The 21,069-nt window shown below is 72.3% G+C and carries 20 protein-coding genes; 10 read left to right on the forward strand and 10 right to left on the reverse strand.

Translation table 11 applies throughout. From position 1 onward, the window contains the following. Nucleotides 1-30: 30 nt before the first annotated feature. Complete coding sequence (locus MQN93_RS02110; RefSeq protein WP_016431826.1) at nucleotides 31-630, reverse strand: histidine phosphatase family protein; 600 nt, start codon at nucleotides 628-630, stop codon at nucleotides 31-33. A 42-nt stretch (nucleotides 631-672) separates the two neighbouring features. Next, nucleotides 673-1,881, reverse strand: a complete 1,209-nt coding sequence (locus MQN93_RS02115; RefSeq protein WP_242708040.1) for a pyridoxal phosphate-dependent aminotransferase — start codon at nucleotides 1,879-1,881, stop codon at nucleotides 673-675. An 87-nt stretch (nucleotides 1,882-1,968) separates the two neighbouring features. Here MQN93_RS02115 and MQN93_RS02120 point away from each other — a divergent pair, with 87 nt between their 5' ends. Then, nucleotides 1,969-2,601 (forward strand): winged helix-turn-helix transcriptional regulator, encoded by a 633-nt coding sequence (locus tag MQN93_RS02120; protein ID WP_242708041.1) that lies wholly within the window; start codon nucleotides 1,969-1,971, stop codon nucleotides 2,599-2,601. 60 nt (nucleotides 2,602-2,661) lie between these two features. Here MQN93_RS02120 and MQN93_RS02125 read toward each other — a convergent pair whose 3' ends face one another. The 3 genes from MQN93_RS02125 to MQN93_RS02135 are packed head-to-tail and all read right to left on the reverse strand — an operon-like array spanning nucleotide 2,662 to nucleotide 6,777. Further along, a complete protein-coding gene (locus MQN93_RS02125) occupies nucleotides 2,662-3,471 on the reverse strand; it encodes a hypothetical protein (protein ID WP_242708042.1) in 810 nt (269 codons plus the stop codon). Continuing rightward, entirely contained in the window at nucleotides 3,471-4,736 is a 1,266-nt protein-coding gene (locus MQN93_RS02130) for a VWA domain-containing protein (RefSeq protein WP_242708043.1), read from the reverse strand. The genes MQN93_RS02125 and MQN93_RS02130 overlap by 1 nt, the downstream gene beginning before the upstream one ends. A gap of 16 nt (nucleotides 4,737-4,752) precedes the next feature. Next, nucleotides 4,753-6,777, reverse strand: a complete 2,025-nt coding sequence (locus tag MQN93_RS02135) for an IucA/IucC family protein (RefSeq protein WP_242708044.1) — start codon at nucleotides 6,775-6,777, stop codon at nucleotides 4,753-4,755. Between the two features lie 75 nt (nucleotides 6,778-6,852). Between MQN93_RS02135 and MQN93_RS02140 the strand changes: the two genes are divergently transcribed. Next, nucleotides 6,853-8,391: an IucA/IucC family protein gene (locus tag MQN93_RS02140; RefSeq protein ID WP_242708045.1), complete on the forward strand. Its 1,539-nt coding sequence runs from the start codon at nucleotides 6,853-6,855 to the stop codon at nucleotides 8,389-8,391. Between the two features lie 15 nt (nucleotides 8,392-8,406). Then, nucleotides 8,407-9,321, forward strand: a complete 915-nt coding sequence (locus MQN93_RS02145) for a HipA family kinase (RefSeq protein ID WP_242708046.1) — start codon at nucleotides 8,407-8,409, stop codon at nucleotides 9,319-9,321. Between the two features lie 37 nt (nucleotides 9,322-9,358). Here MQN93_RS02145 and aceB read toward each other — a convergent pair whose 3' ends face one another. Beyond that, nucleotides 9,359-10,993, reverse strand: coding sequence for a malate synthase A (gene aceB / locus MQN93_RS02150; protein WP_242708047.1), 1,635 nt, complete (start codon nucleotides 10,991-10,993; stop codon nucleotides 9,359-9,361). Nucleotides 10,994-11,188: 195 nt separating this feature from the next. Then, nucleotides 11,189-11,794 carry a nucleotidyltransferase family protein gene (locus tag MQN93_RS02155; RefSeq protein ID WP_242708048.1) on the reverse strand — a complete coding sequence of 202 codons (606 nt, stop codon included), beginning with the start codon at nucleotides 11,792-11,794 and terminating at the stop codon, nucleotides 11,189-11,191. Between the two features lie 214 nt (nucleotides 11,795-12,008). Between MQN93_RS02155 and MQN93_RS02160 the strand changes: the two genes are divergently transcribed. After that, nucleotides 12,009-12,296 carry a DUF5955 family protein gene (locus MQN93_RS02160; protein WP_037780188.1) on the forward strand — a complete coding sequence of 96 codons (288 nt, stop codon included), beginning with the start codon at nucleotides 12,009-12,011 and terminating at the stop codon, nucleotides 12,294-12,296. 485 nt (nucleotides 12,297-12,781) lie between these two features. On the opposite strand, the gene MQN93_RS02165 is transcribed toward MQN93_RS02160, so the two are convergent. Then, nucleotides 12,782-13,576 carry an IclR family transcriptional regulator gene (locus tag MQN93_RS02165; RefSeq protein WP_016431815.1) on the reverse strand — a complete coding sequence of 265 codons (795 nt, stop codon included), beginning with the start codon at nucleotides 13,574-13,576 and terminating at the stop codon, nucleotides 12,782-12,784. Nucleotides 13,577-13,830: 254 nt separating this feature from the next. On the opposite strand from MQN93_RS02165, the gene allB reads away from it, so the two are divergent. Continuing rightward, a complete protein-coding gene (gene allB / locus MQN93_RS02170; RefSeq protein WP_242708049.1) occupies nucleotides 13,831-15,171 on the forward strand; it encodes an allantoinase AllB in 1,341 nt (446 codons plus the stop codon). A gap of 30 nt (nucleotides 15,172-15,201) precedes the next feature. Next, entirely contained in the window at nucleotides 15,202-16,317 is a 1,116-nt protein-coding gene (gene alc / locus MQN93_RS02175; RefSeq protein WP_242708050.1) for an allantoicase, read from the forward strand. Nucleotides 16,318-16,373: 56 nt separating this feature from the next. Here the strand turns inward: alc and MQN93_RS02180 are convergent, their stop codons facing one another. Further along, nucleotides 16,374-17,120 (reverse strand): SDR family oxidoreductase, encoded by a 747-nt coding sequence (locus MQN93_RS02180; protein ID WP_242708051.1) that lies wholly within the window; start codon nucleotides 17,118-17,120, stop codon nucleotides 16,374-16,376. 120 nt (nucleotides 17,121-17,240) lie between these two features. Between MQN93_RS02180 and MQN93_RS02185 the strand changes: the two genes are divergently transcribed. After that, nucleotides 17,241-18,059, forward strand: coding sequence for an AIM24 family protein (locus tag MQN93_RS02185; RefSeq protein ID WP_242708052.1), 819 nt, complete (start codon nucleotides 17,241-17,243; stop codon nucleotides 18,057-18,059). Nucleotides 18,060-18,168: 109 nt separating this feature from the next. Continuing rightward, nucleotides 18,169-18,564 (forward strand): ribonuclease, encoded by a 396-nt coding sequence (locus MQN93_RS02190; RefSeq protein WP_016431810.1) that lies wholly within the window; start codon nucleotides 18,169-18,171, stop codon nucleotides 18,562-18,564. A 58-nt stretch (nucleotides 18,565-18,622) separates the two neighbouring features. On the opposite strand, the gene MQN93_RS02195 is transcribed toward MQN93_RS02190, so the two are convergent. Beyond that, nucleotides 18,623-18,823, reverse strand: a complete 201-nt coding sequence (locus MQN93_RS02195; RefSeq protein WP_016431809.1) for a hypothetical protein — start codon at nucleotides 18,821-18,823, stop codon at nucleotides 18,623-18,625. Nucleotides 18,824-18,992: 169 nt separating this feature from the next. Between MQN93_RS02195 and MQN93_RS02200 the strand changes: the two genes are divergently transcribed. Both MQN93_RS02200 and MQN93_RS02205 read left to right on the forward strand, forming a co-directional pair. Further along, nucleotides 18,993-20,252 carry a sensor histidine kinase gene (locus MQN93_RS02200; protein ID WP_278190254.1) on the forward strand — a complete coding sequence of 420 codons (1,260 nt, stop codon included), beginning with the start codon at nucleotides 18,993-18,995 and terminating at the stop codon, nucleotides 20,250-20,252. A gap of 47 nt (nucleotides 20,253-20,299) precedes the next feature. Then, on the forward strand, nucleotides 20,300-20,998 hold the full coding sequence (locus tag MQN93_RS02205) for a response regulator transcription factor (protein ID WP_242708054.1): 699 nt from the start codon (nucleotides 20,300-20,302) through the stop codon (nucleotides 20,996-20,998). Nucleotides 20,999-21,069 lie beyond the last annotated feature (71 nt).

Below are 21,069 nucleotides of genomic sequence, written 5' to 3' on the forward strand. Positions count from 1 at the left end.
CGTACCAGCAGTGATCAACCCGTTCGAAGCCTACGACGGGGGTCTGACATTCCACCCGGCGATCACCGGCCGCCCGTGCTCGGTCCCCAGCCGGCACACCGTCCCCGTCGCCAGCTGGAACAGCGCCCCGCGCGACGGCGGCAGCCCGAGCCGCCGGGCGGTGAGCACCCGTAGGAAATGACCGTGCGCGACGAGGACCACGCAGCCCTCGGTGTTGGCGAACGCCGCGTCCACCCTGGCGAGCACCCGGTCCGCGCGCTCGCCGACCTCCTCGGGGGTCTCCCCGGGATGGTCGGGCGGCCCGGGCGCCACCCCGTCGGTGAACAGGAACCAGTCCGGCCGGGTGCGGTGGATCTCGACGGTGGTGACGCCCTCGTAGCCGCCGTAGTCCCACTCGCGCAGGTCCGGGTCGACCCGCAGGTCGTGCAGCCCGATCAGCTCCGCCGTCTCGCGGGCCCGCTGCAGCGGGCTGACGAACGCGGCCCCGATCCGGTGCGAGCGGATCAGCGGCACCAGCCGCCGTGCCTCCTCGCGGCCCCGCTCGGTCAGTGGTACGTCGGTCCGCCCGGTGTGCCGCCCGGACCGCGACCACTCGGTCTCGCCGTGCCGGACGAGGAACAGATCAGCCATGCCCTCAGGCTAAGAGCCCCACGCCCCGGCCGCCTCACGCCCCTACTGCCGGTACCCGCCGAGGAACCGCCCGATCCGGCCGATCGCCGCTTCCAGGTCGTCCGCGTGGGGGAGGGTGAGGATGCGGAAGTGGTCCGGGCTGGGCCAGTTGAAGCCGGTGCCCTGGACGACCTGGATCTTCTCCCGCAGCAGCAGGTCCAGGACGAACTTCTCGTCGTCGTGGATCTTGTGCACCGCGGGGTCGATGCGCGGGAACGCGTACAACGCGCCCTTGGGCTTCACGCACGACACCCCGGGGATCTCGTTGAGCTTCTCCCAGGCGACATTGCGCTGTTCGTGCAGCCGTCCGCCGGGCGCGGTCAGCTCGTGGATGGACTGGCGCCCGCCGAGCGCGGCCTGGATGGCGTACTGGGCGGGCGCGTTGGCGCACAGCCGCATGGAGGCCAGCATGGTCAGGCCCTCCAGATAGTCGCGGGCGTGCTGCTGGGGCCCGGTCACCACCAGCCAGCCCGAGCGGAAGCCGGCCACCCGGTAGGTCTTCGACAGCCCGCAGAAGGTGAGGACGACCAGGTCGGGCGCGAGGGTCGCGACCGGGTGGTGCACGGCGTCGTCGTACAGGATCCGGTCGTAGATCTCGTCGGCGAAGACCATCAGGCCGTGGCGGCGGGCGAGATCGAGGATGCCCTCCAGGATCTCCTTGGGGTAGACCGCGCCGGTGGGGTTGTTCGGGTTGATGATGACCACGGCCTTCGTACGGTCCGTGATCTTCGCCGCCATGTCCGCCAGGTCCGGGTACCAGTCGGCCTGTTCGTCGCACAGGTAGTGGACCGCCTTGCCGCCGGCCAGCGTCGTCACGGCCGTCCACAGCGGGAAGTCGGGGGCGGGCACGAGGATTTCGTCGCCGTCCTCGACCAGCGCCTGTACGGCCATGGAGACCAGCTCGGAGACGCCGTTGCCGAGGAAGACGTCGTCGACGCCGACCTCCAGACCCAGGTCCTGGTAGCGCTGGGCGACGGCCCGGCGGGCCGACAGGATGCCGCGCGAGTCCGTGTAGCCGTGCGCCTGCGGGAGCATCCGGATCATGTCCTGGAGGATCTCCTCCGGCGCCTCGAACCCGAAGAGGGCCGGGTTGCCGGTGTTCAGGCGCAGCACGCTGTGGCCCGCCTCCTCCAGCGCGTTGGCGTGCTCGATCACCGGTCCGCGGATCTCGTAGCAGACCTCGCTGAGCTTGTTCGACTGCCGGAACTCCATGCGCGCTCGCCCCTCCGGTTTCCTGTGTTGCTTGGTTTTACCAAGTAGCCGCTTGGAAAGTCCAACAACTTGTCTAGACTGCGTCGCATGTCACGACGCCGAAGCTACGACCAGTACTGTTCCGCCGCCCGCGCCCTGGACCTCGTCGGCGACCGCTGGACGCTGCTGATCGTCCGGGAGCTGCTGGCCGGTCCCCGCCGTTATACGGACCTGCACGCGGACCTGCCCGGCGTGAGCACGGACGTACTCGCCTCCCGGCTGAAGGACATGGAGCGCGACGGGCTGTCGACGAGGCGCAGGCTGCCGCCGCCGGGTGTCGCGTACGTCTACGAACTGACCGCGCGGGGACGGCAGTTGCTCCCCGTTCTGCAGGCGCTCGGCGTGTGGGGCCAGGGCGAACTGGGCGAGCGGCGGCCCACGGACGCGCTGCGGGCCCACTGGTTCGCGCTGCCGCTGCTGCGCGCGCTGGAAGGGGAGGGGGAGGGGCTCGTCGAAGTGCGCCTGGAGGAAGGGGTCTTCCATCTGCACGTCGGTGCACAGGACGGACCCGTCTACGGCGACGGGGAGGCCCCCGGTGAGCCCGACGCCCGGCTGGTCCTCGATGCCGGCACCTGTGCGGCGCTCAGCCGCGGGGAGTCGAGCCTGACCGAGGCGGTGCGCGCGGGGCGGGTCACGGTGACCGGCGACGGCACCCTCGCGAAGGCCCTGCGGGAGGCGTGAGGCACGGCAACGGCACGGGCCCGCCGAACCGATGGTCGCGACGGGCCCCATGACGATGTGTCAGGCCCCCGGCGGCACCCGCCCGGGCCGACCCGACCCCCGCGTCAGCGCATACCCGCCGACGCCCGCGAGCGCGGCCAGCACCCCGCCCACCGCGGTCCACACCCACCGGTCGGACCACCAGCCGGACGCCCATCCGTCCTCGGGCTCAAGGCCGGCCAGTACGGCGGACTTCGCCGCATCCCCGTCGTCCTCACCGGACTTGGACGTCACCGCGATCCCCGGCACCAACGGCTCCGCCAGCGAGCCGTCGACCGCCGCCGAGCCGCCGACGTCCTTGGAGCCGACCCGGACCGAGGCGCTGATCGGCTGCCCCAGGTCGGCCGTCGCCACATTCAGCGCGGTCAGGCGCACGTAGTACGTGCCGGGCAGCGGGTCGTTCGCCCACGGCTCGGACCAGGAACGCACCGTACGCAGCGTGCAGGACAGGTCGACCGAGGCCGCGCCCTGCGCCGCGGTGCGCGTCTGCGCCCCGTACTGGCAGGCCTGACGGCGGCGCAGGCCGTCGTACACGTCGATCTGCCAGCTCTGCGCGGCGTGCGCGTCCGGCAACTTGACGGTCGCCCGCACCGTGGGGCGCTGACCGGCATCCGCGGGGAACGACCAGTACAGGTAGTCGCCCGTGGAGGCGCTCGCCGTGGCCTGCTGCCCCTGCTCGACCTCGGCCGCCGTACGGAACGACGTACCCGCCGTGGTCGGTGCCGCGTCGTCACCGGACGCGCTCGGCGACGGTGCGGAGTCGGCGACGGCCGGGGGGACGGCGAGCGCGAACAGCAGCGCCGTGGCGCCCAACACACGTGTGATCCGCATCAGTTGGTCCTCCAGACCGCGACCCGCCAGCGTGACACCCAGCCCCAGACCAGACCCGCGAGGAAGCCGGCCAGGACCACGACGCCGAGCAGCCACCAGCCGCGGCCGAGGCCGAAGGAGGCCACGTCGTCCGCCTGCGAGGGACCGTCGACCACGTCGACGGTGAGTTCGACCGGCAGGCCCGGCGTGGTCTTCACACCGGACGCCGCCGAGAAGGAGTTGGTGACCTGAAGACACACGGTCTCCGCGGGCGCGTCCTCGTCGTCGCCCTCCGCCTTGGGGTAGCGCAGGCCCGTGGAGAGCACGTCCGTACGGCCGTTGCCCGCCGCCTCACCGCGCACGATCTCGCGGCCGTGGACCGTGACCGCCCGCAGCAGCACCCCGTAGTCCGGCTGCACGGACCGGTCCGCGGCGACGGACACCGAGGCGCGCAGCTCCTGGCCGGGCTCCACGTCCACCTTGTACCAGCGCTGCTGCCCGAACTCCTCGCGGTCGGTGTACAGACCGGACTTCAGCGCGGGCGCGTCCGTGCACTGACCGGCGCCCTCGGTGGCCACCGGCGTCACCACCGGATCGGCCGCGCGGTCCACCAACTGGTTGACTTTGTCGGTGAGTTCGTCCGTGTGCTCGACCGAGGTGTAGGTGCCGCCGGTCGCCTCGGCGATACAGCTGAGCTGCTTGCGCAGCTTGGTGTTCGGGACCAGACCGAGGGTGTCGATGGTCAGGCCGATGCCCTTGGCCGCGATCCCGCGGGCCACCTCGCACGGGTCGAGCGGCGCGCAGGTGTCCTCGCCGTCGCTGATCAGCACGATCCGCTTGGAGCCCGCGTCGGTGCCGAGGTCGTCCGCCGCCTTCAGCAGGGCCGGACCGATCGGCGTCCAGCCGGTCGGCGAGAGCGTCGCGACCGCCGTCTTCGCCTCGGTGCGGTCGAGCGTGCTGACCGGGTAGAGCTGCGCGGTGTCCTTGCAGCCCGTCTTGCGGTCGTCGCCGGGGTAGTTGGCGCCCAGCGTGCGGATGCCGAGCTGGACCTCCTCGGGGGTCGCGTCCAGCACCTCGTTGAACGCCTGCTTCGCCGCCGCCATCCGGGTCCCGCCGTCGATGTCCCGGGCCCGCATCGAGCCGCTGACGTCGAGCACGAGGTCGACCTTGGGCGTGGCCTCGCCCGTGGGTTCGCCGGCGCGCGCCGCGGCCGGGAACGCGAGCCCGGCCGCCAGGGTGGCGAGCAGGGCGCACACTCCTGCCGCCAGCCGTTGTGTTCTGATCATCGGCGGATCTTATTGATCAGATGCGCCGGGCTCCAAAACGGGGGTGCGGCGCAAGGGGGTTGGGCAGCCGCGCCCACTGGTCACCGGGTGTTCCCGGCGACATCCGCATCAGCGTCAGCGCCTTCGCGGGCAGCGGCTCCTCGACGAGCGCGGCCAGGTCGGGGGTGCGCGGCAGATCCCGTACCGCCGCCTCCAGCGCCGTCCCCAGCGCCTGCGCCGAACCCGCGGTGGCCGCCAGGGCGCCCGCCACCAGCGAGCCGAACAGCTTGCGGCGCAGCGCCGTCTCGTCGTCCGTGACGATCCGTCCGGTCAGCTCCGGGACCGGTATGCCGTGCCGGGCGAGCCGGGCCGGAGAGACGCGGATGTCGGCGAGGTCGCGGTAGACCAGACGCAGCGGGGCACCCGTCGGGGAGAGGACGACCAGCAGGTTCTGACCGTGCGCCTCCAGGGCCACACCCAGCTCCAGCAGGCGCAGGCCGACGGTGAGGGTGAGACGGGTGAAGTCGGCGAGCCAGGCGGGGGATTCGGGCAGGCCGGTGGTGGCGAGCGCGGCCACCGGCACGACACGCTCACCCCGGCCCGTCGCCGCGTACGTCTGCGGGGACTCCCGTAGTACGACCGCGAGGTCGGGCGTCCCGGCCGCGGCCGCGCCCAACGTCCGGGTGACGTGCAGCAATCCGTCCGCACGGGCCGCCAGCGACTCGGCGAACGACGACAGAAGGGCCGAAAGCCCCACCGAGTAGACCGAGATGTCCCGCACCGAGGACGTCAGCCGAGCACTCAGCGCGGTCTTCACATGCAGCCCACCGGGCACGGCGAGCGTACGCAGGGACATCAGGGGGTGCGCCGCGATACCTCCGTCACGGATGCCCGGGGCGCCCGCGTGCTGCCCGGCGGGGGTGCGCGGGGCGCCCGCGCGTTGCCCCGCGGGGATGTGTGGGTCGACCGCGTGCTGCCCGTCAGGGTTTTCAGGGCCACCCGCGTGCCGCCCGGCAGGGTTGTCCGGGCTGCCCGCGCGTTGCCCGGCAGGGACGTCCGGACTACCCGCCCGCTGCCGGTCACGGATGTTGGGGCCGCCCGCCCGCTGCCGGTCACGGATGTCCGGGCCACCCGCGCGCTGCCCGTCTGGGGCGTTCGGGCCGCCGGCCCGTTCCCCGCCGGGGACGTCCGGACCACCCGCCTGCTGCCGGTCACGGACGTCCGGGGCACCCGCGTGCTGCCCGCCGGGGACGTCCGGACCGCCCGCCCGTTCCCCGGCAGGGATGTCCGGGCCGCCCGCCCGCCGCCCGCCAGTGACGTCCGGACCGCCCGCCCGCTCCCCGGCAGGGATGCCCGGACCACCCGCCCGCTCCCCGCCCCCACCCCGGTTCAGCACATGTGCCGTCTGCCAGGGATGTACCGGCAGCAACAGCTGCCCTCCGTCCCGTAGTTCGTCCGGCCACTCCCCGGTCACCAGGCAGTCCGACGCCCGCACCGGGACCGTGCCCAGGTGCACGATCGGCTGGTGCTCGGGGCCGTACGCGAGCTGTTCGGCGGCCGAGAAGCCGGGCCGGGAACGGCAGTTCGGGTGGTACGGATGCCCGTCCACCACCCGTTGCTCCCACTCCCAGTCGGACAGCGGCCACTCTTCCGAGAGGGGTTCCGCTCCGGCCCGCGACAGCGCCAACGACGCGACGCTGTGCGCGAGTTCGGCCGCGAAGTCGTCACCGTGCGGTACGGCGAGAGCGGTCATCAGCCGCGCCGGATGGTCGTACGCCGTGCCGTCGAGGTGGACGACGGTGACGTACGCGTCGGTGGCGTACGGGTCCGCGGCCGGACCGTGCAGCCGCCGCCCGTCGCGCAGCCGCAGCGTGAGCCCGTCGCGGATTCGCTCCCGGCCCGTGATCCACGGCAGCGGCTCATGCGCCAGCGCCCGCCACAGCCGGGTCAGCACCGCCGCCCGGGCGCCCGGCAGCCGGTTCGCGTACCGTGACAGCAGGTCGGGGCGGATCTCGGCCAGCTCGTCGGCGATCTCGGCCTCCGCGGGGTGGGGACGGTGCACAGGCGGGCTCCTCGGGTACGAACAGGGCGTCACGGACAGGGTGCGACGGCATCCATACTGATCGTCTCCGCCCGAATGGACCTCAGGGAACGAGTGGATCGCGTGGTTCTCATCCCCCCGGCACCCGGTGACGACGACGCCGACCGTGCCGACGCGTACGCGGCCGCGCCGCTGCTCAACTGTCTCCTGCGCGAGGTGGCGGAGCCGATCGCCGAGTCCCGCGCCCACCGCACCTACCGGCTGCCGGGAGTGGACCGTCTGCTGCGGGTGCGCGCCACCCGCCGCCCCACCGGCCCCGAGGTGTACGCGGCCGGCGGCTGGCACCGCATCGGCCACACCGAGCTGGTCAAACTGGTCGCCGAGGAACTGCGCCGGCACACGGGCCTGTCCAACCACGAACTGCCCGCCGAGATGATCGACAGCCGGGACGCGGTGGCCGCGCTGCTCGCCGCGCGCGCCCGGGCGACGGCGCCCGAGGACCCGTATCTGCGCTCAGAGCAGTCGCTCATCACCGGCCACCCGTACCACCCGGCGCCCAAGGCGCGCGGCGGCGGCCCGGTGGCCGCCTGGCTGCCCTACGCCCCCGAGGCGCACGGCCGATTCCCGCTGGTGCTGCTCGGCGTGCGCGAGGACACCGTCGTCGAGGAGGGCGACACCTCGGCGCTGGACGCCCTGGGCGAGGCCCCGCCCGGCTACCGGCTGCTGCCCGCCCACCCCTGGCAGCTGGACCTCGTCGGCCGCGAACTCACGGACGCCTTCGCGGACGGGCGGCTCGTGCGCCTCGGCACGACCGCCTTCGATGCCTTCCCGACAGCCGCGGTCCGCACGCTGTACGCCCCCGGGCACGATCTGTTCCTGAAGTTCAGCCTCGATGTGCGCATCACCAATGACATCCGCCGGCTGTGGCGACACGACCTGCACAAGCTCCGCCGGACCGACCGGGCGGCGATGGCGGCGCTCGGCTCGTTCGACGGGCCCGCCGCCTGGCTGAGCGACCGCGGCTACCGCACGGCCGGCTTCGCCTTCGAGGAGCTCGCCGTCCTCGTCCGCGACGGACTGCGGGGCCATCTGCTGCCCGGCGCCACCCCGTTGCTCGCCGCGGGCCTGGTGGAGGGGTTCGCGGGCAGCCCGCTGGAGCGGACCACCGACCCGGACGCCTGGTGGGAGGCGTATCTGAGGGCCGTCGTACCGCCCGCGCTGGCCGCCTTCGACCGGAACGGGGTCGTGCTCGAAGCCCATCTGCAGAACACGCTGGTCGCCGTCGACGCCGACGGGCTGCCCGTGCAGGCGCTCTTCCGGGACGCGGAGGGCGTGAAGCTGCTGCCCGACGTGACGCGGGCCGCCGGCTGGGAACGGCTCGTCTACACGCTGGTCGTCAACCACCTCGTCGAGATCGCCGGCGCCCTGGCGGAACACCACCCCGGCCTCGACCCCTGGCCCGCGGCCCGCCGTGAGTTCGCCCGCCACGACCTCCCCGAGATCGCCGCCCTGCTCACCGCGCCGACCCTCCCCGGCAAGACCAACCTGCTGCTGCGCTGGACCGGCGCCGACGGCGCGGACGCCCGCTACCTGCCACTGCCCAACCCGCTGGCCCGGCCCGCACCCGAGCGCTGACATACCCTGGCGGGTGTGCTGCGCGACGTGACTGCTGTTCGATATGTGACCCCCCTGCGGTCGGGCGGCTCCGTGCCCGGCGTCGTCGAGGCCGACGACCTCGGCACCTACGTCGTGAAGTTCACGGGCTCCGCACAGGGCCGCAAGGCGCTGGTCGCCGAGGTGATCGTCGGCGAACTGGCCCGCGCCCTCGGACTGCGCTTCCCCGAGCTGGTCCTCGTCGACTTCGACCCGGCGGTCGCCGACAGCGAACCCCACCAGGAGGTGCGCGAACTCCACAGCGCGAGCCGGGGGATCAACCTGGGCATGGACTATCTGCCGGGCGCGCGGGACTTCACCCCCGAGGTCGCCGCGGCCTTCCCCGTGGACTCCCTGGAGGCGGGCCGGATCGTCTGGCTCGACGCCCTGACCGTGAACGTCGACCGCACGGTCCACAGCTCCAACCTGATGATCTGGCCGACACTCGGCGTCGCGCCCCCGCGCCTGTGGCTGATCGACCACGGCGCCGCGCTCGTCTTCCACCACCGCTGGGACGGCACCGACCCGGCCAAGTCCTACGACTTCCGGCATCACGCCCTCGGCCAGTACGCCCCGGACGTCCGCGCGGCCGACGCGGAGCTGGCGCCGAAGGTGACGCGCGAGCTGCTGCGGGAGATCACGCAGGAGGTGCCCGAGGCCTGGCTCGCGGGCGAGGAGGGCTTCACGACACCCGACGAGGTGCGTACCGCGTACGTCGACCATCTGCACGCGCGCGTGCAGGCCTCCGCGGCCTGGCTGCCCACCGACTTCCCCGCCCCGGAGGAACTCGCCCTGGAGAACGCCGCCCGTGAGGCGCGCAGCCGGCGGGGCCGCCCCGCCTGGCTCCAGCAGGTCCCCGACCTGCACGGCAAACCGGCGGCCCAGCCGGACTGGACGGCCCACCTGGGGTGAGCCGCGCAGCACGGGGCCGCCGGTCGCCGCGCGCGCTCTAGCCGCGCAGCTGCTCGTACGCGGGCAGCGTCAGGAAGTCCGCGTAGTCCTCGTCGAGGGCGACGGTCAGCAGCAGGTCGTGGGCCTGCTGCCAGTGACCGGCCGCGAAGGCCTCCTCGCCGATCTCGGCGCGGATGGCGGCGAGTTCCTCGGCGGCGACCTTGCGAGCCAGCTCCGGGGTCGCCTTCACCGTGCTTCCGGCGTGCTCGAACTCGACGCCCGCGTTGATCCACTGCCAGATCTGCGAGCGGGAGATCTCGGCGGTGGCCGCGTCCTCCATGAGGTTGAAGATGGCGACGGCGCCCATGCCGCGCAGCCAGGCCTCGATGTAACGGGTGCCCACCTGGACGGCGTTGACCAGACCGGCGTAGGTCGGCTTCGCGTCGAGCGAGTCGATCGCGATGAGGTCGGCGGCCTCGACGTGCACGTCCTCGCGCAGCCGGTCCTTCTGGTTCGGCCGGTCGCCGAGCACCTTGTCGAAGGACTCCATGGCGATCGGGACCAGGTCGGGGTGGGCGACCCACGATCCGTCGAACCCGTCGTTCGCCTCACGGTCCTTGTCGGCTCGGACCTTCTCGAACGCCACCTTGTTGACCTCGGCGTCCCGGCGCGAGGGGATGAACGCCGCCATGCCGCCGATCGCGTGCGCACCGCGCTTGTGGCAGGTGCGGACGAGGAGTTCGGTGTACGCCCGCATGAACGGGGCCGTCATCGTCACCGCGTTGCGGTCCGGCAGCACGAACTTGGGGCCGCCGTCACGGAAGTTCTTCACGATGGAGAACAGGTAGTCCCAGCGGCCGGCGTTCAACCCCGAGGCGTGGTCGCGCAGTTCGTAGAGGATCTCCTCCATCTCGTACGCGGCCGTGATCGTCTCGATCAGGACGGTGGCGCGGATCGTGCCCTGCGGGATGCCGACGTAGTCCTGAGCGAAGACGAACACCTCGTTCCACAGGCGGGCCTCCAGGTGCGACTCCGTCTTCGGGAGGTAGAAGTACGGGCCCTTGCCGAGGTCCAGCAGGCGCTGGGCGTTGTGGAAGAAGTAGAGGCCGAAGTCGACCAGGGCGCCGGGCACCTGGGTGCCGTCCGCGTCGACGAGGTGACGCTCATTCAGATGCCAGCCGCGCGGGCGCATGACGACCGTCGCCAGCTCCTCGTTCGGCCGCAGGGCGTACGACTTGCCGCTCGCCGGGTCGGTGAAGTCGATGCTGCGGGTGTACGCGTCGATCAGGTTGGCCTGGCCGGTGACGACGTTCTCCCAGGTCGGCGCCGAGGCGTCCTCGAAGTCCGCGAGCCACACCCTGGCGCCCGAGTTGAGGGCGTTGATGGTCATCTTGCGGTCGGTGGGGCCGGTGATCTCGACGCGGCGGTCGTTCAGGGCCTCGGGGCAGGGGGCCACCCGCCACGAGTCGTCCGCGCGGACGTCGGCCGTCTCGGGGAGGAAGTCGAGCGAGGAGGTGCGGGCGATCTCGGCGCGGCGCTGCGCCCGGCGGGCGAGGAGCTCGTCACGGCGCGGCGTGAACCGCCGGTGCAGCTCGGCCACGAAGGCGAGGGCCGCCTCGGTGAGGACCTCCTCCTGCCGCGGCAGGGACTCGGCGTCGACGATGGCCAGCGGGGACGGCGCTGGTGCGGACATGAGCTGTCACTTCCTTCAGCGGTGGCACCGGGTGCCAGTCGAACCGGGTACGGCGAGACGCGCCCTCGGAGTGCTGAGGATGCGGGAGGGCGCTTCTGAACAGTGGATACTAGTTTCCTCATTGTGGAAGTTCAATGGTTTGTTGATGTCGAGATTCTCCGAGTCGAGGGAAGGTGGCGCTCAGTGCCACCACGCTCACTCAAGGTGGACCAGATCGGCCGCCGTGTCGATGTCGTACGGCCGGGCCACGTCCGCGCACTCGACGAGCGTGATGTCCCGCTGGTGCGCCCCGAGGTAGGCGCGGGCCCCGCGGTCCCCGGTCGCACTCTCGGCGATACCCGCCCAGTGGGCGCGTCCGAACAGCACGGGGTGGCCGCGCACCCCGTCGTAGGCGGCCGATGCCAGCGAGTGCTCGTCCCGGTATGCGGCGAGCACCCGGCCGACCGCCTCCGCTCCGATCCCCGGCTGGTCGACGAGCAGCACCACGGCGGCCGGGGCCGCCGTACCGGCGAGCGAGTCCAGCCCCGCGCGCAGTGAAGTGCCCATGCCCTGCTCCCACTCCGGGTTGTCCACGAGGACGCACCCCTCCAGGTCCGCCTGCTCCCGTACGGCGCCGGCACGCGCCCCCAGGACCACATGGACGCGGGAACAGCCGGCCGACCGCAGCGCATCGGCCGCGTGTTCGACGAGCGGTCGTCCGCGGTGGTGCAGCAGCGCCTTGGGACGCCCGCCGAGCCGCCGCCCGCCGCCCGCGGCCAGCAGCAGCCCGGCGACGGCGACCTGGTCTTCGTTGTCCGTCATGTCTTCTGCATACCTGACATCCGGGCGAGTGCCCGGTTTCAGAGGGCTGAATTTCGGTCCGCACTGTGGCGCGTCCGGCATCGGGTGGCGTTTACTGGCCCGCGTCCCCCGGCGCCCGACCAGTGCCACGGGGGTGTTCGGCAAGATCACGTATGACTGCGCACAAGGGCGTGCGAGGGGGAGGGCTGTGTTGCGGAGCTTGGGGCAGAGGCCAGTGATCGGCAGCGACGAGGACCCGAGGGTGGCCGAACTGCGCACCGCCGTGTCCCGGTTGCGCCGTGAACTCGCCGCCCACCCCGCCGAGTTCCCCGACCGCGGCATCGCCGAGGACGAACTCGCCGCCCTCGCCGCGATGACCACCGACGGCGCCCCCGAGGTCCGCCGCCTGCGCCGCTCCCTGCTCCTCATCGCCGGCGCGATCGGCTCGGTCAGCGCCCTGGCCCGCGGGCTGTCCGAAGTACGCGACGCGGTGGACCTGTTCGGGGAGCCCCCACGCCGCTGAAGGCACGATCCTGCGCGTGACGCCGACGCGCCCCCCACCTGTGACCCTGTCCCGTAGCGCTGCGAGCGATCCGGTGTGCGGGGTCGGATGCGACCGGGCCGGCTAGGCCGCCTCCCGTAAGCCCGCCGCCATCAGGCCGTCGCCCGCCCGGCCACCGGCCCCGAGTTCGCCAGGGCCTCCAAGAGCCCAGGGGGGTCTGCTCCGGGTTGGGGGCGATCCGTTTCCAGGGTCGCCCGTGAACCGGCCCGATAGGCCGTGGGGCCCGAGCCGGTCCGGGCCTCCGCCCGTTCTGAGGTCACTTGTTGCGGGCGGGGGAGGTTTGTTCGTGGCGTCGCCCGTGCTCCGGCCCTTCCGGCCTCCGCCCACAAGGCCTCCGCCCGTCAAGTCGCCGGACCCGACTCGCCTCTGCCTTCGGGGGCTCCGGGCCCCCTGCCGCGGGATGGGGCGACTCGGTTTGTTGCCGGCACCCTCCGTGACCCGGCCGGCTAGGCCGGACCCGAGCTTGCCAGAGCCTCCGACAGTTCCGACGCCACCTGCTGCAGGATCGGGACGATCCGGTTCGTGGCGTCGTCCGTGACGCGGCCCGCGGGGCCCGAGATGGAAATGGCCGCGGCGGTGGGGGAGTTGGGCACGGAGACCGCGAGGCAGCGTACGCCGATCTCCTGTTCGTTGTCGTCGACGGCGTACCCGGCCCGGCGTACGTCCTCCAGGGCGGCCAGGAAGCCGTCCGGGGTGACGATCGTCTTCTCCGTCGCGGCCGGCATGCCGGTGCGCGAGAGCAGCGCGCGCACCTCGTCGTCCGGGGTGTTGGCGAGCAGCGCCTTGCCCACGCCCGTCGAGTGCGGCAGGACGCGCCGCCCGACCTCGGTGAACATGCGCATCGAGTGCTTGGACGGCACCTGCGCGACGTACACGATCTCGTCCCCGTCGAGCAGCGCCATGTTCGCCGTCTCGCCGGTCTCCTCGACCAGACGGGCCAGATAGGGCCGGGCCCAGGTGCCGAGCAGCCGGGACGCGGACTCGCCGAGGCGGATCAGACGCGGACCGAGCGCATAGCGGCGGTTGGCCTGCTGGCGGACGTATCCACAGGCCACGAGCGTGCGCATCAGGCGGTGAATGGTGGGCAGCGGCAGCCCGCTGCTCGCGGACAGCTCGCTCAGCCCGACCTCGCCACCCGCGTCGGCCATCCGCTCCAGCAGATCGAAGGCGCGCTCGAGTGACTGGACCCCGCCGCCGTTGGACCTGGCGGAGTCGGTGGTGCTGGCGCTGGACGTCGGCACGGCGCGTTCCTTTCGGGACTGGCGGGAGGTTGCAGAAGCCTACCCGGCAGTCGGTTGACTCCCTGGTTGTGCATAGCTACGTTCTGCTTGATGGAATCCTAATTCCGCTTTGTGGAAACGTCCAGAGTCCGTGCTCCGGGCGCACTGTGGAGCAGTGTGCCCTTGACGGCCCACGGGCGGGAGTGAAGACTCTTTCAACAGAACGTTGAATTTCGGTACGTGGAAGCAGCTCGCGACGGCTGAGAGGGGTCCGGGTGTCCGACGTAGAACTGGTGCTGCGCTCGACGCGCGTCATCACACCCGAGGGGACGCGCGCCGCGTCGGTGGCGGTCGCCGGCGGCAGGATCGAGGCCGTCCTGCCGTACGACTCCGCCGTGCCCGCCGGTGCCCGCCTCGAGGATCTCGGCGACGACGTCCTGCTGCCCGGTCTGGTCGACACGCACGTGCACGTCAACGACCCCGGCCGCACCGAGTGGGAGGGCTTCTGGACCGCCACGCGCGCGGCGGCGGCCGGCGGCATCACCACGCTCGTCGACATGCCGCTCAACTCCCTGCCGCCCACCACGACGGTCGACCACCTCCGTACGAAACAGGAGGTCGCCGCGGGCAAGGCGCACATCGACGTCGGCTTCTGGGGCGGCGCCCTGCCCGACAACACCAAGGAGCTGCGCCCCCTCCACGAGGCCGGGGTCTTCGGCTTCAAGGCGTTCCTGTCCCCGTCCGGCGTGGACGAGTTCCCGCATCTCGACCAGGACCGGCTCGCCCGCTCCCTGGCCGAGATCTCCTCCTTCGGCGGACTGCTGATCGTGCACGCCGAGGACCCGCACCACCTGGACGCGGCCCCGCACCAGGGCGGCCCGAAGTACGCCGACTTCCTGGCCAGCCGCCCGCGGGACGCGGAGGACACGGCGATCGCCCAGCTCATCGCCCAGGCGAAACGATTCGACGCGCGGGTGCACATCCTGCATCTGTCATCGAGCGACGCGCTGCCGCTGATCGCCGAGGCGAAGGCCGCGGGCGTCCGCCTCACCGTCGAGACCTGCCCCCACTATCTGACCCTGACCGCCGAGGAAGTCCCGGACGGCGCAAGCGAGTTCAAGTGCTGCCCGCCCATCCGCGAGGCCGCCAACCAGGACCTGCTGTGGCAGGCGCTCGCGGACGGCACCGTCGACTGCGTGGTCACCGACCACTCGCCGTCCACGGCCGACCTCAAGACCGACGACTTCGCGACCGCCTGGGGCGGCATCTCCGGCCTCCAGCTGAGCCTGGCCGCGGTGTGGACCGAGGCGCGCAGGCGGGGCCACGGCCTAGAGGACGTGGTCCGCTGGATGTCGTCGCGGACGGCCGCACTGGTGGGCCTGGACGCCCGCAAGGGCGCCATCGCGCCGGGCCACGACGCCGACTTCGCCGTCCTCGCGCCCGACGAGACCTTCACCGTGGACCCGGCGGCCCTGCAGCACCGCAACCCCGTGACGGCGTACGCGGGCAAGACCCTCCACGGCGTGGTCAGGTCGACCTGGCTGCGCGGCGAACGCATCGTCGCGGACGGCGAGTTCAGCGAGCCGAAGGGCCGACTGCTCACCCGTAACCCCTGATCCCAGAACGACGAGGACGAGAGGAAAGACGTGACGGCGATTCCGAGCTACACCGGTGACGCGAACCCCTACGGAGGAGGCGACCCATACGCGGACTACCGCACCGCCGACTTCCCCTTCACCCAGTACGCCAACCTCGCAGACCGGCAGCTCGGCGCCTCGGTCATCGCCGCCAACGACGAGTTCTTCGCCCAGCGGGAGAACCTGCTGGTGCCGGGGAGGGCCGAGTTCGACCCCGAGCACTTCGGGCACAAGGGCAAGATCATGGACGGCTGGGAGACGCGCCGCCGCCGCGGCACCGGTGCCGACCACCCGTGGCCGACCGCCGACGACCACGACTGGGCGCTGGTCCGCCTGGGCGCGCCCGGCGTGATCCGCGGGATCGTCGTCGACACCGCACACTTCCGCGGCAACTACCCGCAGGCGGTGTCGGTCGAGGCCACGTCCGTGCCCGGCTCCCCCTCGCCCGAGGAGCTGCTCGGCGACGACGTGAAGTGGACGACCCTCGTCCCGCGCACACCGGTCGGTGGGCACGCGGCCAACGGCTTCGCCGTCTCGGCCGAGCAGCGCTTCACGCACCTGCGCCTCAACCAGCACCCCGACGGGGGCATCGCACGACTGCGCGTGTACGGCGAGGTCGTGCCGGACCCGAAGTGGCTGGAAACCCTCGGCACCTTCGACGTGGCCGCCCTGGAGAACGGCGGCCAGGTCGAGGACGCCTCCAACCTCTTCTACTCGCCGGCCACGAACACCATCCAGCCGGGCCGCTCGCGCAAGATGGACGACGGCTGGGAGACCCGGCGCCGGCGCGACCGGGGCAACGACTGGATCCGTTACCGCCTCGCCGCCCAGGCCCGGATCCGCGCGATCGAGATCGACACGGCGTACCTCAAGGGCAACAGCGCCGGCTGGGCGTCGGTGTCCGTGAAGGACGGCGAGAGCGGTGAGTGGCACGAGATCCTGCCGCGCACCCGCCTGCAGCCCGACACCAACCACCGCTTCCTCCTGCCGGCCGAGGCCGTCGGCACGCACGCGCGCGTGGACATCTTCCCCGACGGCGGCATCTCCCGCCTGCGCCTGTACGGCTCCCTCACCGAGACCGGCACGACCGCCCTCGCAGCCCGCCACCAGGAACTGGGCGGCTGACAAGCACGCGCGTGGGGCACACCGGACGGACAGCTCCGGCGCGCCCCATGCGCGCGTCAGGCCGCGTGTCCGCCGTCCACGGCGAACTCCGCTCCGGTGACGTAGCCGGCGCCCGCGAGATGGGCGACCGTCTCCGCCACCTCCTGGGCCGTTCCGAAGCGGCCCAGGGCGGTCATCGCCGCCTGGTCCTCCGCGTATGGGCCGTCCGCCGGGTTCATGTCGGTGTCCGTCGGGCCCGGGTGGACGATGTTGGCCGTGATGCCGCGCCCGCCGAGTTCCCTCGCCAGGGCCTTCGTCAGGCCGATCAGGGCCGATTTGCTGGTCGCGTAGAGCGTTCCGCCGGGCCCCGGCACCCGCTGGCTCATACAAGTGCCGATGGTGATGATCCGGCCCCCGGCCCGCATCCGTCCGGCCGCCGCCTGGGACGTGAGGAACACCCCGCGGACGTTCACCGCGAGGACCCGGTCGACATCGGCGAGCGTGAGCCCCTCCAGGGGACCTAGCACCCCCACGCCCGCGTTGTTGACCAGCACGTCGAGCCCGCCCAGCGCCTCGGCGGCGCGCTCCACCGCCCCCGCCGCCTCGTCCGCGTCCGCGGCATCCGCGCGCAGGGCCACCGCGCGCCGTCCCAGCGCCTCGATCCGCCGTACGACCTCCTCGGCCGCCTCCTTGCCGTTCACATAGGTGAGGGCCACGTCCGCGCCCTCCCGGGCGAGCCGCAGCGCCGTGGCCGCACCGATGCCGCGGCTGCCGCCGGTGACCAGGGCCGCCTTGCCGTGGAGAGTTCCGTAAGTGGTTGTCATGGATCCATCCCAGCCGCCGCCACGCACGCGTGCTGGCGGTGAACGGACGCCGAGGTCGGGTGGCCGAAAAACATGGCTCCGGGCCGGAACTCTTTCCTCCGTCTTCGGCGTTCTCCCCACGTGACCCTTCAGCAAGAGATCGTCGGCAACGCCATGCAGATGGCGGTCGTCAACCTGCAGCCCGGCCAGACCGTCTACTGCGAGGCCGGAAAGTTCCTGTTCAAGACGGTGAACGTCACCATGGAGACCCGTCTGTCGGGCCCGGGTGGCGGCCGACAGCAGGGCGGTGGCGGAGGTGGCGGTGGCGGCATGGGCGGCATGCTGCGCCAGGCCATGGGCACCGCCATGCAGGCGGGCCAGCGCGTGCTGGCGGGCGAGTCGCTGGCGTTCCAGTACTTCAACGCACAGGGCGGCGAGGGAACCGTCGGCTTCGCGGGCGTGCTCCCCGGCGAGATGCGCGCGCTCGAACTCGACGGCACGCGCGCGTGGTTCGCGGAGAAGGACGCCTTCGTCGCGGCCGAGTCCACCGTCGACTTCGGCATCGCCTTCCAGGGCGGCCGCACCGGCATGAGCGGCGGCGAGGGCTTCATCCTGGAGAAGTTCACCGGGCACGGCACGGTGATCATCGCCGGCGCGGGCAACTTCATCGACCTCAACCCCGCCGACTTCGGCGGCCGTATCGAGGTGGACACCGGCTGCGTCGTCGCCTTCGAGGAGGGCATCCAGTACGGCGTCCAGCGCGTCGGAGGCCTGAACCGCCAGGGGCTGATGAACGCCGTCTTCGGCGGCGAGGGCCTGTCCCTGGCCACCCTGGAGGGCAACGGCCGGGTGATCCTGCAGTCCCTCACCATCGAGAGCCTCGCCAACGCCCTGAAGAAGGCGCAGGGCGGCGACAAGCAGGGCCCGACGGGCGGTCTGTTCTCCACCCACGCGGGGTGAGGTGCCGCGTCGGCGGCAGGTTAACTCGGGGAGAACTCATCGGACGTCCGGGAAAAATCTCCGGGCTTGACATTGACATGCCACTGTCTACGCGCGTCATCATGAAGGCATGAGATTCCCCCCACACATCACTCGCATCGGCGCAGCAGCCGCCCTCCTGTCCGCCCTCGTCGTGGGCGGCACCGTCACGGCCACCACGGCCGACGCAGCCCCCACCGCCGTCGGCAGCATCTGCTACGGCGACCTGCCCTCCCAGGCGTACGACACCCTGGACCTCATCGCACAGGGCGGCCCGTTCCCGTACGAGCAGGACGGCACCGTCTTCCAGAACCGCGAAGGCGTCCTGCCCAGCCAGTCGTCCGGCTACTACCACGAGTACACGGTCAAGACGCCCGGTTCGGACACGCGCGGCGCCCGCCGGATCGTCACCGGTGAGCAGACCCAGGAGGACTACTACACCTCCGACCACTACGCCACGTTCGACCTGATCGACTTCGGCTGCTGAGCGACTTCCCCCGCTCGGCACGAGGAACGGCGCGACCAGCCGGAAGTCCGGTCCGCGTTCACCCGGACTTCCGGCTCTCCGCGGCGGCGAAAAGCGCGAACGCCAGCACCACCAGGGCGACGCTCGCGTAGACCCCGTAGCCGTCGAGGAAGCCGACCCGCTGCACGAGACCCACATGCCAGTGGGTGAACTCGTGCAACAGGCCCATCACGCCCTGCACCAGGGCGAGGAAACCGAGCAACTCCAGCAACTGCTTCATGCCACGAGCCTCGCCCCGCGGACCCCCCACACACATCGGCCGCGGGGCGAGTCGTGTCCGACGGAAGTGCCCCCTGCCGACGGGCGGGAACACCGAAAGTCTTCACCCGCGCGACTTTGGTCGGGGATCGCCCGCCCGGAGCGGTGAGCGCGGCCATTCGTGCGTAGATTTGTCGACCGTGAGCAAGGACAGGGCGGCGTCGGCCGCGGCAGGGGTCATAGGGCGCAGATGGCTGTTCCCGTCCGCCCTGCTGCACGATCTGGACCCCGACGCCGGGCGAGGCGGACGGCGGCCCCGGCGCACCGCGCGCGACTGGGTCGTCGACTTCACCTGTTTCCTGCTCGCCGTCGGGCTCGGCGTGGCGGCCGCGGACACCCTGAACAACGACGCCAACACCCCGCACGCCCTCGCGGTCGTCGACCAGCTGCTCGGCGCGCTGTCCTGTGCCGCGGTGTGGTTGCGCCGCCGCTGGCCGCTCGGGCTCGCCATCGCGATGATCCCCGTCGGCATGCTGTCGAACACGGCGGGCGGGGCCGGCGTGGTCATCCTGTTCACCCTGGCCGTGCACCGGCCCTTCCGCTACGTCGCCTGGATCGGCGGCATCGCGCTCGCCCAGGTGCCGCTGCTGTTCTGGCTGCGCCCCGACCCCGACCTGCCGTACGCGGGCGCGGTCGCGTTCACGGAGATGGCCACTCTCACCGTCATCGCCTGGGGCCTGTTCGTCCGCTCCAAGCGGCAGCTCATGCTGAGCCTGCGCGACCGCGCCAGGCGCGCCGAGACGGAGGCCCAGCTGCGCGCCGAGCAGGCGCAGCGGCTGGCCCGCGAGGCCATCGCCCGCGAGATGCACGACGTCCTCGCGCACCGGCTGACACTGCTCAGCGTGCACGCGGGCGCCCTGGAGTTCCGGCCGGACGCGCCCCAGCAGGAGATCGCGCGGGCGGCCGGCGTGATCCGCGAGAGCGCGCACGAGGCACTGCAGGACCTGCGGGAGATCATCGGCGTGCTGCGCGCGGGCGAGCCCGACGACGCGGGCCGCCCCCAGCCGACGCTCGCCGCCCTGGACGCACTGGTCGCCGAGAGCCGCGAGGCCGGCATGAAGGTCACCCTCGCGAGCCGGGTCAGTGACCCCGCCGACGTCCCCTCCTCCGTCGGCCGCACCGCCTACCGCATCGCCCAGGAGGCGTTGACCAACGCCCGTAAGCACGCCCCTGGCACGGAGGTGACGGTCACGGTCACGGGCGCACCGGGCGACGGCCTCGTGGTGGACGTACGCAACCCCGCACCCGAGGGCGACGTGCCCTCCGTGCCCGGGTCGGGCCAGGGCCTGATCGGGCTGACGGAGCGGGCCACGCTGGCCGGCGGCCGGCTGGAGCACGGGCCGGAGCCGGACGGGGGGTTCCGGGTCCGTGCCTGGCTGCCGTGGGGATGACGCGACCCGGGCGCGCCGGAGGCGACCGGCGTGATTACGTAAGGCCCATGACTGCGATCAAAGTGCTCCTCGTGGACGACGATCCCCTGGTGCGGGCCGGGCTGTCCCTGATGATGGGCGGCGCCGACGACATCGAGATCGTGGGCGAGGCGGCCGACGGCGCCGAGGTCGAGGCCCTGGTCGAGCGCACCCGCCCGGACGTGGTCCTCATGGACATCCGGATGCCGTCCGTGGACGGCCTCACCGCGACGGAGCGGCTGCGGAGCCGTGAGGACGCGCCACAGGTCGTGGTCCTCACCACCTTCCACGCCGACGAACAGGTGCTGCGCGCCCTGCGCGCGGGTGCCGCCGGGTTCGTCCTCAAGGACACCCCGCCGGCCGAGATCGTCGACGCCGTGCGCCGGGTCGCGGTCGGTGACCCCGTTCTGTCGCCGGTCGTCACACGGCAGTTGATGGAGCACGCCGTCGGCACCGGGCCCGGCGCCGACACCCGGCACACGCACGCGCGCGTGCGCATGGACGTCCTCAACGACCGCGAACGCGAGGTCGCCGTCGCGGTCGGGCGCGGCCTGTCGAACGCCGAGATCGCCGGCGAGCTGTTCATGAGCGTCGCCACCGTGAAGACCCATGTCTCCCGCATCCTGGCCAAGCTCGACCTCAACAACCGTGTGCAGATCGCCCTGTTGGCGTACGACGCGGGGCTCCTGGAGGAGCCGGAGGCGAACGGACAGGGGAACGGGCACTAGCGGCGCCCGCCGTGCGTTGACCTTGTACCGGGAGGAGAACCCGGCGGGGGACGGGCAGGACGGGGGCGAGC

The organism is Streptomyces spinosisporus, from assembly GCF_022698145.1.
Taxonomy (GTDB): Bacteria; Actinomycetota; Actinomycetes; order Streptomycetales; family Streptomycetaceae; genus Streptomyces; species Streptomyces spinosisporus.